This is a genomic window from Phenylobacterium sp. J367 (genome assembly GCF_024699985.1).
GTDB lineage: Bacteria > Pseudomonadota > Alphaproteobacteria > Caulobacterales > Caulobacteraceae > Phenylobacterium.
Genome location: NZ_JAJONA010000001.1, coordinates 2,442,691 through 2,455,345, shown reverse-complemented (window position 1 = coordinate 2,455,345; position 12,655 = coordinate 2,442,691). Strand labels below are relative to the sequence as shown.

The window sequence follows — 12,655 nt, the reverse complement described above, 5'->3', positions numbered from 1 at the left end:
TTGACCAAGGCCAATACTGTGTCAATTCCGAATAAGCCGTTACCTGATCACCGGTAACGCGTTATGCGGAGTTCGTGACACCCGCGTCAGCTTAGAAGTATTGGAATGTACTTCGTCGGCTATACTTTCCGCTCTCTTCGTGAGCCCACCGCGTGGACCTGCAGGATCGCGTCATAGACCGCCAGCCCGACGCCACGGGAGAGCTGCGCCAGTTCCAGGTGGTTGTGCGCCAGGAAGACCATCGCCGAGCCGTCGGTCGGGTCGGCCTGCCACCAGCCGCCGAACGCCCCGGGCCACCCGACGGTCCCGATCCCGCCCTGGCACCGCGTCGCCGGCGCCTTCGCCGGGTCCATCACCACCGCCAGGCCGAACCCGAAGCCATGGCCCTCGAAGGCCGGCAGGCCGAGCAGTTCGCCCCGCGCCCGCTGCTCCGGCGTGAGCTGGTTTTCGGACATCAGGGCGACGGTGTCGGGCTTCAATAGCGGCGCGCCGCCCTCCAGGAACAGCCGCGCGAACCGCAGGTAATCCTCCGCCGTCGACCACAGCCCCGCGCCGCCGGAGACGTATTCCATGTCCGCCGGGCGCTCGGGATAGAACGGCCCGTCCGAGGCCCCCACGTAGGGCGTCAACCGGCCGTCGTCGTCGAAGCCGTATAGGGTGGCGGTTCGGCCGCGATCCGCCGGGACGAAGCCGGTGTCCGCCATGCCGAGGCGATCGAACACCCGGGCCTTCAGCACCTCGCCGAGCGGCCGGCCGTCCATCCGCGCCAGCAGGAAGCCCAGCAGGTCGAGGGACGCCCCATAGTGGAACCCCGCCCCCGGCTGGTCGATGAGCGGCAGCCTGGCGAGCGCCGCGATCCAGGCCTCCGGCGGCACGGGACTGTCGATGTCCGGGCCCAGCGCCTCACGATACGCCCCGCCGATCGGCCCGGCATGGAAGTCGCCGTAGCTGATCCCCGAGCGGTGGGTCAGCAGGTCCCGGAAGGTGATCGGCCGCTCGGCCGGGGTCGTGTCCTCCAGCGGCCCATCGGGGCTCGCGAGCACCCGCATCTGCGCGAACTCCGGCGCCCAGCGCTCGGCGATCGGCTCGTCCAGCCCGAACCGCCCCTCCTCCCAGAGCGTCATCGCCGCCACGGCGGTCACCGGCTTGGTGAGCGAGGCGATGCGGAAGATCGTGTCGCGGGTCATCGGCGTGTCCGACTCCAGGTCCCGCCAGCCCACCGCCGCCTGGCCGGCCAACGCCCCGTCACGCCAGACCAGCGCCACCGCGCCGGCAAGCTGGCCGGCCGTCACCACGTCCTCGATCGCCTCGGCGAGTTCATGGTCCAGGCCCACGTGACGTCCCCCTTGGATATCGCCGTTATACACGCCCTGACCGCCAGCCCATCGCACGCGGCCCCAGATTGCCAAGGATTGATCCGTAGTCGAATGTCCCGCCCTTGCATCGGGAGGGCGGCTTTGCGTCTCAATCTTCTTCACCGGCTCGCCACCGCGAGCGTGTTCGCCCTCATGGCCGCCGGCGCCGCCCAGGCCGCCCCGCAGATCCTGCAGCAGCCGGCGCTCAGCCGTGACCTGATCGCCTTCACCTACGGCGGCGACATCTGGACGGTGGCCCGCACCGGCGGCCGCGCGACCCGGCTCACCACCGGCGTCGGCGCCGAAAGCGGCCCGATGTTCTCCCCGGACGGCCAGACCCTGGCCTTCACCGGCGACTACGACGGCAATGTCGACGTCTTCACCGTCCCCGTCTCCGGCGGCGTGCCGAAGCGGATCACCTGGCACCCCGCCCCGGACGTGGCCACCGGCTGGTCGCCCGACGGGACCAAGGTCGTCTTCCGCTCCGACCGGGCGGCCGGCAACCGCTACACCCAGCTCTTCCAGGCGCCCGTGGCCGGCGGCCAGGCGTCCGTCCTGCCGCTCCCCATGGCCCACGCCGGCCAGATTTCGCCGGACGGCGGGTCCATCGCCTACAACCCGCTGGCGCCCGGAAGCGGCTTCGAGCAGAACCGCTACGTCTCCTGGGGCAACTACCGTGGCGGCCGGGTCTCGACGATCTGGCTGACCAGCCTGCCGGGCCTCGACTCCCAGCAGATCCCCCCAGGCCGAGGCGTCGGACTTCTCGCCGGTCTTCCTGGGCGGCAAGGTCTACTTCCTGTCGAACCGGAACGGCCCGGCCTCGATCTTCGCCTATGACCCGGCGACCCGGCAGGTGGCCCAGGTCTACGCCAACACCGGCTCCGAGATCCGCAGCCTGGCCACCGACGGCCGCACCCTGATCTTCGACCGCCTGGGCGAGCTCTTCCTCCTGGAGCCCGGCGGCCAGCCGCAGCCGGTGTCGGTCACCGTCGCCGGCGACATGCCCGACGTCCGCCCGCGCATCCTCAACGTCGCCGGCGAGGTCCAGAAGGTCGCCGTCTCCCCCACCGGCCTGCGCGCCGTCGTCGAGGCGCACGGCGAGATCCTGACGGCGCCCGCCAAGAACGGCCCGGTCCGCAACGTCACCAACACGCCCGGCGTCATGGAGCGCGAGCCGGCCTGGAGCCCGGACGGCCAGTCCATCGCCTATTTCTCCGACGAGAGCGGCCGCTATGCGCTCCACGTGGCGCCCCAGGCCGGGGAAGGCGCGATCCGCAAGTTCCCGCTCGTCGCCGAGCCCGCCTACTTCTTCGAGCCCCTGTGGTCGCCGGATTCGAAGAAGCTCGCCTTCTACGACAACCGGCTCAGGACCTACGTCCTCGACCTCGTGACCGGCCGGCTGACCACCGTCGGCGAGCCCCACGTGTTCGGCGGCTTCGCCAACGTCTCCAACAACATGGCCTGGTCGCCGGACAGCCGCTGGCTGGTCTATCCCCGCGGCCAGAAGAACCACCTGACCTCGCTGATGCTCTGGTCCGCCGAGCGCGGGACCATCACCCAGCTCACCGATCCCATGGGTGACGCCCGCGACCCGGCCTTCGACCGCAGCGGCACGCACCTCTACTTCCTGGCCAGCAACAACGCCGGGCCGACCGTCTACGGCCTGGACATGACGTCCAACCTCTACACCCCGACCACCTCGATCTACGCGCTGACCCTGAAGGCCGGCGCGCTCTCGCCGGTGGCCCCGCAGGTCGACGACGAGAAGAGCCCGGCGGAAGCCAAGGCCGCCGCCGACGCCGAGACCGACGCCACCCCCGCCGGGCAGGCCGGCGACGTGAAGGCCGCCGCCAAGGGCCGGTCCAAGGCCGCGACGAAGCCGGTCGCCGCCAAGCCCACCGAGATCGACCTCGTCGGCCTGCCGCTGGCCGAGATCACCCGGCGCACCGTCGCCCTGCCGATCCCCGCCCGCGCCTATTCCGAGCTCAGCGCCGGCAAGCCGGGGGTCATCTACTTCCTCGAACAGGTCGGCGACGGCGAGCCGGGCGCCGGCCCCGACCTCGCCCTCAACCGCTTCACCCTCGAGGACCGCAAGGTCGAGAAGCTCGCCGACCGGGTCTCGAGCTACGAGCTCACCGCCGACGGCGAGAAGATGCTGCTCGCTACCCTGCCCCCGCCGCGCCCCCTGACCGCGCCGCCGGGCGGCCCGCCGCGAAAGCCCTCCTGGTCGATCGTCCCGGCCAACGCCCCGCCCAAGGCCGGCGACGGCGCGCTAGCCCTCGACGGGCTGGAGGTCCGCGTCGATCCGAAGGCCGAGTGGGCCCAGATGTACCGCGAGGTCTGGCGCATCCAGCGCGCCTACTTCTACGACCCCGGCTTCCACGGCCTCGACATCGACGCCGAGGAGAAGCGGCTGGAGCCCTACGCGGCGGGCGTCCTCTCCCGCGCCGATCTCAACTACGTCTTCCAGGAGGGCCTCACCGGCCTCTCGGTCGGCCACCTGCGCGGCACCTTCGGCGCCGTGCCGTCGGCCCGCCGCGTGCCGGGCGGCCTGCTGGGCGCCGACTATGTGGTCCGCGACGGCCGCTGGTGCATCTCGAAGGTGCTCACCGGCGGCGCCTGGTCGCCCGACGCGATCGCGCCGCTCGCCCAGCCGGGCCTTAACGTCCGGGCCGGCGAGTGCATCCTGGCCATCGACGGCCGGCCGCTGACCGCCGCTGTCGACATCCAGCTCCCCCTGGAGGGCACGGCCGGCCGGGTGATCACGCTGAAGCTCGGCCAGCCGAACGGCGCCGGCGCCCGCGACGTCACGGTCGTCCCCGTGGCCAGCGAATACCGCCTGCGCCACCTCGACTGGATCGAGACCAACCAGCGACGCGTCGACGAGCTCTCCGGCGGCCGGCTCGCCTACGTCTACCTGCCCGACACCGGCCAGGGCGGCTTCACCAGCTTCAACCGCTACTACTTCGCCCAGATGGACCGCCAGGGCGCCGTCATCGACGAGCGCTTCAACGGCGGCGGCCAGATGGCCGACTACATCATCGAGGTGCTGGGCCGCCGCCTGCAGAGCTGGTGGCAGCCCAGATACGGCGCCATCGAGCGCACGCCCGCCCACGCCATCCTCGGCCCCAAGGTGATGATTGCCAACGAGGTCTCCGGCTCCGGCGGCGACGCGCTCCCCTGGATGTTCAAGCAGAACAAGCTGGGCCCCCTCGTCGGCAAGCGCACCTGGGGCGGCCTCGTGGGCATCGGCGGCACCCCCGTCCTGATGGACGGGGGCACCGTCACCTCGCCGTCGGTCGCCTTCTTCAACCCGCAGGGCCAGTGGGACGTGGAGAACTTCGGCGTCGCCCCCGACTATGTGGTCGAGCAGGACCCCAAGGCCGTCGCCGCCGGCCGCGACCCCCAGCTCGAAGCCGCCGTGGCGCTGGCGATGGAGGCCCTGAAGACCACCCCCGCCCCGCAACCCAATCGCCCGCCCTACCCGGTCTATCCGCTCAAGCCGAAGGGCCAGTGAGCGCTAAATCTCCCGGGCATCTCGCGTGCCCGGGAGAGTCCCGCTAGAAGGCGCGCCATGAGCGCCGCGCCTGAAAAAACCCTCGTCGAGACCGCCGCCGAATTCGGCCTGAAGCGGGACGAGTACGACCTCATCGTCCGCCGCCTGAACCGCGAGCCGAACCTCGTGGAGCTGGGCGTCTTCTCGGTCATGTGGTCGGAGCACTGCTCCTACAAGTCCAGCCGCAAGCACCTGGGCAAGTTCCCCACCACCGGCCCGGCGGTGATCTGCGGTCCGGGCGAGAACGCCGGGGTCATCGACATCGGGGATGGGCAGGCCTGCATCTTCAAGATGGAGAGCCACAACCACCCCTCCTACATCGAGCCCTACCAGGGCGCGGCGACCGGCGTCGGCGGCATCATGCGCGACGTCTTCACCATGGGCGCGCGGCCCGTGGCGCTCCTGAACGCGCTCCGCTTCGGCGATCCGAGCCATCCGAAGACCAAGCGCCTCGTGGCCGGCGTCGTCGCCGGCATCGGCGGCTACGGCAACTGCGTGGGCGTGCCCACCGTGGCCGGCGAGACCAACTTCCACCGCGGCTACGACGGCAACATCCTGGTCAACGCCATGTGCGTGGGCCTCGCCGACGCCGACAAGATCTTCTACTCGGCCGCCCCGGCGCCCGGCCTCAGCGTCGTCTACTTCGGCTCCAAGACCGGCCGCGACGGCATCCACGGCGCCACTATGGCCTCGGCCGAGTTCGACGACGCCTCGGACGAGAAGCGCCCCACCGTCCAGGTCGGCGACCCGTTCGCCGAGAAGCTGCTGATCGAGGCCACCCTCGAGCTGATGGCCTCCGGCGCCGTCGCCGCCATCCAGGACATGGGCGCCGCCGGCCTCACCTCCTCCTCGGTCGAGATGGCCGGCAAGGGCGGCGTCGGCATCGAGCTCGACCTCGACCACGTGCCCCAGCGCGAGGAGGGCATGACCGCCTACGAGATGATGCTCTCGGAGAGCCAGGAGCGGATGCTGGCCATCCTGAAGCCCGGCCGCGAGCGCGACGGCCATGCGATCTTCGAGAAGTGGGGCCTCGACGCCGCGATCATCGGCGTCACCACCGAGACCGGCCACCTGGTGCTCAAGCACAGGGGCGAGGTCGTCGCCGACGTGCCGCTGGCCCCCCTCTTCGACGACGCCCCGCTCTACGACCGCCCCTGGGTCGCGCCGGCCGCCCAACCCATACTGACCGCCGCCGACGTCCCCGCCCCCCACCGACTGGAAGGCCGCCGTGCTCCAGCTCATGGGCGCCCCGGACATGGCCTCCAAGCGCTGGATCTGGGAGCAGTACGACCGCCACGTCATGGCCGACACGCTCGAGGACAGCGCCACCGGCGCCGACGCCGGGATCGTGCGCGTGCACGGCACGCAGAAGGCGCTGGCCGTCACCTCCGACGTGACCCCGCGCTACGTCCAGGCCGACCCCTACGAGGGCGGCAAGCAGGCGGTCGCCGAGGCCTGGCGCAACCTCACCGCCGTCGGCGCCGAGCCCATCGCCATCACCGACAACCTGAACTTCGGCAACCCCGAGCGCCCGGAGATCATGGGCCAGATCGTCCGCGCCATCGAGGGCATGGCCGAGGCCTGCCGCGAGCTCGCCTTCCCCCGTCGTCTCCGGCAACGTCAGCCTCTACAACGAGACCAATGGCGCCGCCATTCCGCCGACCCCCACCGTCGGCGGCGTCGGCCTCCTGAAGGACAGCTCCAAGCGCGCCGACTTCTCCAACCTCAAGGCCGGCGAGCGCCTCGTCCTGATCGGCGAGACCGAGGGCTGGCTGGGCGCGTCCATGTACCTGCGCGAGGTCCAGGGCCGCGAGGACGGCGCCCCGCCGCCGGTCGACCTCGCCGTCGAGAAGCGCAACGGCGACCTGGTTCGCCGGCTCATCCAGTCGGGCGCCGCCGTCACCGTCCACGACCTCTCCGACGGCGGCCTGATCGCCGCCGCCGCCGACGTGGCGCTCGCCTCCAAGGTCGGGATCACCCTCGCGGCGGGCGACCACGCCCAGCTGTTCGGCGAGGACCAGGCTCGCTACCTCGTCGCCGGCCCCGACGCGGACGCCATCCTCGCCGCCGCCAAGGCCGCCGGCGTCCCCGCCCAGGTCATCGGCCAGGCCGGCGGCGAAGCCCTCGCCGTCGACGGCCTCTTCACCCTCCCCCTCGCCGAGCTGCGCCAGGCCCACGAGGGCTGGATGCCGGCCTACATGGGCGGCTGAGGGTGGAGCGGCCGCACCTCGCCGCCGCCCAGGCGCTGATCGGCCAGCCCGGTTCGCGCCACCTGATCCCGACGCCGGCCGCCGTCCTCGACCTCGACGCCTTCGAGGCGAACCTCGCGCGGATGGCCGAGCGCGCCCGCCGCGCCGGCCTTGCGCTCCGCCCCCACGCCAAGTCCCACAAGTCCGCCTGGATCGCGCGCAAGCAGATGGAGGCCGGCGCCGTCGGCGTCTGCTGCGCCAAGCTCGCCGAGGCCGAGGCCCTGGCCGCGGAGGGCGTCGGCGCGATCCTGGTCACCTCGCCGGTCGCCGGCCCCGCCAACGCCCGGCGCGCCGCCCGCCTCGCCGGCCAGATCCCCGACTTCCGCATCGTCGTCGACCATGTGGACGGGGTCGGCGAGCTCGCCGCCACGGGCGCCGCCCTCCAGGTGCTGATCGACGTGGACGTGGGCCTCGGCCGCACCGGCGTCCACGACCCCGACCAGGCCGCCGACGTCACGCGCGCCATCCTGCGCCACCCCAACCTCACCCTGCTCGGCGTCCAGGCCTACGGCGGCCACTGGCAGCATGTGGAGGGCGCCAATTCCCGCGCCGCCTATGTCGCCGACGGCATGGCGAAGCTGGCCGTCGTCATGGCCGCGGTGCGCGAGGCCGGCGGCACGACCTTCATCGCCACCGGCGGCGGCACCGGCACCTTCGAGGCCGACGCCGCCCAGGGCGTGCTCACCGAGGTCCAGCCCGGCTCCTACGCCTTCATGGACCGCGAGTACCGCGACGCCCTCGGCGACGACCCCGACGGCGCCTTCCGCCAGGCCCTGTTCGTCGCCACCACGGTGATCAGCGCCAACCATCCGAAGTGGGTGACGGTCGACGCCGGCCTGAAGTCCATGTCCACGGACGGCCCCCTGCCAGTCCTCGCCGACCCGAGCCTCGAGGGCGCCGCCTTCCGCTTCTTCGGCGACGAGCACGGCATGGTCTCGCGCGCCCCCCGCCCGCCCCCTCCACCGCGGCGACCGCCTCGACCTGATCCCCGGCCACATCGACCCCACCATCGACCGCCACGACCACCTCTGGGCCGTCCGCGGCGACGTCCTCGAAGCTCTGATCCCGGTGGATGCGCGCGGGGCCTCGCAGTAGCGCCTACTTGCGCAATGCTTCTCTTTTTGTTCTCGCCTTCTCCTCTCCCAGGCGCGCAGCGCCGTGGGGAGGAGCGGTTGGCTAGCGACCTTCGCGGCTCCCGACGAAGGCCGCACCGCCCCCGAGCTGTATCTGTCAGGATGGGGCGTTGCTACGCCACCACAGGAACCTGGCTCCTGAATAAAGAAGCCCCATCAATGCAAGCAGCGATACTCCGGCGTAGGTCGCCATACCGATCTGGCCGATAGGTCCGATGACCCCGACGATGGCACGCGCCAATACGATCGCGACCAAGAATGGAAGGAGCACCAAGTGCAACCTCGCGTTCAGGCGGCTCTTGGAAACGGCCTGCGCCTGGCGCCGAAGATAAAGATCGTACTTGGTCCAAAGACTCATTGTCTGCCACCAAGGCCCTTCAGATCAAAGCTATGCTGGAGGCTCCGCAAGCGGCAAGCTCGCCGTCGAGGTTCGACCGTCGCGATCTGGTAGCCGCCCCGCTCCGATCGGCTAAGCTTGTCGGATGACCGACGCCGCCCCGACCCTCGCCGAACGCCGCATCCAGGTGGTGCGCGACCACATGCACCTGGAGACCGTCCACGACTGGGACGGGGTCATCGCCACCTTCGACCACCCCCGCTACGAGATGTACGGCTCGGGCGCGGTGTTCGACGGCGAGGCCGCCGTGCGCGGCTACTTCGCGGCCTCGCGAACCCCCTTCCCCGACCAGGGCAACGAGATCATCGCCATCGCCCATGCCGGCGACACCGTGCTCGTGGAGTTCTGGCTCACCGGCACCCACCTCGGCCCCCTGAAACTGAAGACCGGCGTCGTCGAGCCCACCGGCCGCAGCTTCCGCGTCCGCATGGCCGCGACCTTCGAGTTCCAGCCGGACAGCGACCGCATCCTCTGCGAGCGGCCCTACTTCGACCAGGCGGCCGTCACCCGCGCCCTGGGGATCGCCTGATGGCCGGGACCTACCGCTACTGGACGCTCGCTCCCGGCGAGGTGCCGCCCTGGCCGCGGCCGGGCACCTTCGAGCTGCGCGAGGCGCCGATCCCCGCGCCGGGTCCCGGCCAGGCGCTGACCCGGACGATCTACGTCTCGCTGGATCCCTACCAGTGGGGCTACAAGCGCCGCCGCGTGGAGCCGGAGGGCGCGCCCTGCCACGCGCGCACGGTCGCCCAGGTGGTCGAGAGCCGTATCGACGGCCTCGCCCCCGGCGACTTCGTGTTCAACACCAACGGCTGGGCGGAATACGGCCTGATGGGCGAGGGCGTCGCCCGGCCCGGCTACATGGTCCCCCGCAGGCTCGACCCCGCCGCCGGCCGCATCTCGCAAGCCGTCGGCGTGCTCGGCATGCTGGGCCTCACCGCCTATGCCGGCATGATCCTCCAGCTCGACCCGAAGCCCGGCGAGACCGTCGTCGTCTCGGCCGCGGCCGGCGGCGTGGGCCAGATCGCCGGCCAGCTTGCGAAGCTCAAGGGCGCGCGCGTCGTCGGCATCGTCGGCCAGCCGGACAAGGCCCTCTACGTGAAGGAGGCCCTGGGCTTCGACGCCGCCGTCCTGCACGCGGCCCCAACCTTCGCGGCCGATCTCGCCGCCGCCTGCCCGGACGGCGTCGACGCCTATTTCGAGAACGTCGGCGGCGCGGTCTTCGACGCCGTCCTGCCGCTGTTCAACCCGGGCCCCGGATGACCATCTGCGGACTGATCGCCCACTACGGCGACACCGCCGGCGACGCCCGCGCCGCCGAGGTCGCCCGCGCGCAAGGCCGCGGCGTCACCGTCCACGACCTCTTCGTCGGCGACTTCGTGGAGACCCACCACGACGCCTTCCTGGCCGAGATGGGCCCCTGGGTCGCCGCCGGAAAGGTCCGCTACCGCGAGGACATCCGCGAGGGGCTCGACGCCATTCCCGCCGCCTTCGCCGACATGCTGAAGGGCGGCAACTTCGGCAAGACCCTGGTCCGCATCGCCCCCGACCCGACGCTCGCCTAGGACGCCCTGTGGAAGCGCTGCTCCTGCTTGTCCTCGTGCTCGGCGTCGTGCCCCTGGTCGCCGGCCTCGTGCTGTCGAGGCCCGGCGGCGAGGCCCGCCCGCCGCTCGCCTCGGTGCTCCTCTGCGCGCTCGCCTTCAACCTGACCTTCTTCTGGCAGGAGCTGTGGCTGGTCCTGCCCAAGGCCATGGCCGGCCTCCAGCCCACCCTCTTCCACAACGACCACGCCTGGAGCGTCCAGGCGCCCAGCGCCGAGCTGCTGCAGGGGACCGGCGCGCTGGCCACGCTCTCCAGCGGCCTCGCCTTTCTGGCCCTGCTGCGGTTCGGCCGGCTCTCGCCGACCTGGCGCCTCTTCGCTTTCTGGATGGCCGCCCAGGGCCTCTTCCAGGCGCTGAGCCAGCTCGCCATCGGCACGCAGATCGCGGGCAACGACGTCGGCCGCGCGCTCGCCTGGCTCGCCGTCCCCGACGCCGGAAAGCTCGCCCTCCTGGCCCTCGCCGCCGCCGGCCTGGCCGCCGCCGGCGCCGCGCTGGCCCGGCTCTCGCCCCTGCCGCTCGGCGGGCGCGGCGCCGCCCTCGCCCTGCTCGCCGCCGCCGCGATCGCCGTGCCGCTGATCCTGCCGTTCCGCGTGCCCCGCCACCCCGTCGAGGTGGCCCCTCATCCCCGCCGTGGTGAACCTCATGGCCGCCGCCTGGATCGTCCAGGGCGCCGCGCTTACGAAGCCCGCCGCCCCGGAGCCCACGCCCGTGGACTGGAAGTGGCCCGCCGCGGCCCTCGTCGTGCTCCTGGCGATCTTCCAGCTCGTCCTGCGCCCGGGGATCGCGTTCTGGCGGCCCGGCGGGCGGCCTAGTGGGCATGCTCGCTCTTGCGATCGATGACCAGCGAGCCGCCGCGCCCCTTCTCCTTCAGGCCTTGAAGACGCCGCGAGACGAAGGCCAGGGCGAGCTCCCGCGAGGCGAACTTCCGCTCGCCGCCGCGCTCGTCGGTGAGCCACCATCCGTCCGGTCCGGAGCCCAGGCGGTAGCGCGCCGCGTCCGGCTGCGCGACCTCCAGGCCGAGCTCGATGTGGCAGACCACGCCTTCCGGCCGATAGTCGATGCGGATCGCGCTGTGGCTCTCGGCCGCCAGCGCCCGCTCGATCAGCCGGGTGCCGAAGCCGCGGCGCTCCGGCGGCGTCACCACGGGCCCGCCGGTCTCCTGCCACTGGATCTTCAGCAGCGCCCGGTCGCCCAGCTCGACCACGTCCCAGGCCAGGTGGACCCGCCCGCTGTTGTTCGACAGGGCCCCGTACTTCGCGGCGTTGGTGGCCAGTTCGTGCAGGGCCAGCGAGAGGCCGATCGCCGCGGCCGGCGCGATGTGGACGGCCTTCCCACGGATGACGAAGCGCTGCTCCCGCCCGCCCGAGCGGTAGGGCATAGCCGTGTCGCGGGCGACCGCCAGCAGGTCGGCGTGCACCCACTGTTCCTGGGTCAGCACATTGTGCGCCGCGCTGAGCGCCATCAGCCGGGCGGTCAGCGCCTCCCGGGCCCCGGCGGCGGCGCTGTCGCCGCGCAGGGTGAAGGCGACGATCGACTGCACCGTGGCGAGCGTGTTCTTCACCCGGTGGTTCAGCTCGTTCAGCATCAGGCGCATGTGCGACACGGCCTGGCGCGACGCCGTCACATCGGACAGGACGCCGAACAGCCGCGCCCCGTTGCCGGTCGTGTGCGCCGCGCACAGCAGGACCCGTTCGCGGCCGTCGGCGCTCGTGAACACCAGCTCGGCCTCCACCTCGTGACGGTCGGCGTCGCTGCGCTGGAGGATCGCGTGGAGGTTCGCCGCATCCGCGGCCCGGAAGCGGTCGAGCAACTCGTGCGAGGCCAGATCCCCCTCGGCGGGCAGCTCCATCATCTCCCGCCCGCGGGCGTCGAGGACGAGCGTGCCGCCCTCGAGGTCGATCTCGAAGGTCGAGAGCTGCGCCACTTCCAGCGCCGCGCCCAGCCGCCGCTCCCGGTCCTGCAGGGCGTGCTCGGCGAGCTTCAGGTCATGGATGTCGGTGCAGGTGCCGTACCAGCGGACGATCTCGCCCGTCGGCGCGCGGATGGGCTGCGCGCGCCCCAGCACCCAGCGGTACTCTCCGGAGCGGTGCCTCAGGCGGTACTCGATGTGGTAGGGGTCGCCGGACTCCAGGGAGGCCCGCCAGACGCTCCAGGCCCGCTCCTGGTCGTCCGCGTGGAACATGCCGTTCCAGGCCGCGCCGTCCGTCGATCCGGCCGGGACGCCGGTGAACTCGTACCAGCGCGCATTGTAGTAGTCGTGGAAGCCGTCGGGCCGCGTCGACCAGATCATCTGGTCCACGGGAATCGGCCAGCGCCCGGAAGCTGCTGTCCGGGCCGGATTCCAGGTGGGCGGCGTTCCAGTTGGAT

At 72.0% G+C, this 12,655-nt stretch carries 9 protein-coding genes and 1 pseudogene; 8 read left to right on the top strand and 2 right to left on the bottom strand.

All coding sequences use genetic code 11. The features are described 5' to 3' along the window. Positions 1 to 119: 119 nt before the first annotated feature. Positions 120 to 1,334: a serine hydrolase gene (locus LRS04_RS13240; protein WP_257816771.1), complete on the bottom strand. Its 1,215-nt coding sequence runs from the start codon at positions 1,332 to 1,334 to the stop codon at positions 120 to 122. A gap of 123 nt (positions 1,335 to 1,457) precedes the next feature. On the opposite strand from LRS04_RS13240, the gene LRS04_RS13235 reads away from it, so the two are divergent. From LRS04_RS13235 to LRS04_RS13200, 8 genes and pseudogenes are all read left to right on the top strand, one after another. Continuing rightward, on the top strand, positions 1,458 to 2,192 hold the full coding sequence (locus LRS04_RS13235) for a hypothetical protein (RefSeq protein WP_257816770.1): 735 nt from the start codon (positions 1,458 to 1,460) through the stop codon (positions 2,190 to 2,192). A 16-nt stretch (positions 2,193 to 2,208) separates the two neighbouring features. Continuing rightward, positions 2,209 to 4,872, top strand: a complete 2,664-nt coding sequence (locus LRS04_RS13230; RefSeq protein WP_257816769.1) for a S41 family peptidase — start codon at positions 2,209 to 2,211, stop codon at positions 4,870 to 4,872. 57 nt (positions 4,873 to 4,929) lie between these two features. Beyond that, positions 4,930 to 7,121 (top strand): annotated as a pseudogene (gene purL, locus LRS04_RS13225) (phosphoribosylformylglycinamidine synthase subunit PurL). Between the two features lie 2 nt (positions 7,122 to 7,123). Next, on the top strand, positions 7,124 to 8,503 hold the full coding sequence (locus LRS04_RS13220; protein WP_257816768.1) for an alanine racemase: 1,380 nt from the start codon (positions 7,124 to 7,126) through the stop codon (positions 8,501 to 8,503). 272 nt (positions 8,504 to 8,775) lie between these two features. Continuing rightward, on the top strand, positions 8,776 to 9,219 hold the full coding sequence (locus LRS04_RS13215) for an ester cyclase (RefSeq protein ID WP_257816767.1): 444 nt from the start codon (positions 8,776 to 8,778) through the stop codon (positions 9,217 to 9,219). Further along, positions 9,219 to 9,950 (top strand): NADP-dependent oxidoreductase, encoded by a 732-nt coding sequence (locus tag LRS04_RS13210; RefSeq protein ID WP_257816766.1) that lies wholly within the window; start codon positions 9,219 to 9,221, stop codon positions 9,948 to 9,950. Before LRS04_RS13215 ends, LRS04_RS13210 begins: the two co-directional genes overlap by 1 nt. Then, positions 9,947 to 10,252 (top strand): zinc-binding dehydrogenase, encoded by a 306-nt coding sequence (locus LRS04_RS13205; RefSeq protein ID WP_257816765.1) that lies wholly within the window; start codon positions 9,947 to 9,949, stop codon positions 10,250 to 10,252. The genes LRS04_RS13210 and LRS04_RS13205 overlap by 4 nt, the downstream gene beginning before the upstream one ends. An 8-nt stretch (positions 10,253 to 10,260) precedes the next feature. After that, the gene (locus tag LRS04_RS13200) at positions 10,261 to 11,100 is read left to right on the top strand and encodes a hypothetical protein (protein WP_257816764.1); all 840 of its coding nucleotides are present in this window, start codon (positions 10,261 to 10,263) and stop codon (positions 11,098 to 11,100) included. On the opposite strand, the gene LRS04_RS13195 is transcribed toward LRS04_RS13200, so the two are convergent. Then, a complete protein-coding gene (locus tag LRS04_RS13195; protein WP_257816763.1) occupies positions 11,097 to 12,578 on the bottom strand; it encodes a sensor histidine kinase in 1,482 nt (493 codons plus the stop codon). The genes LRS04_RS13200 and LRS04_RS13195 overlap by 4 nt on opposite strands. Positions 12,579 to 12,655 lie beyond the last annotated feature (77 nt).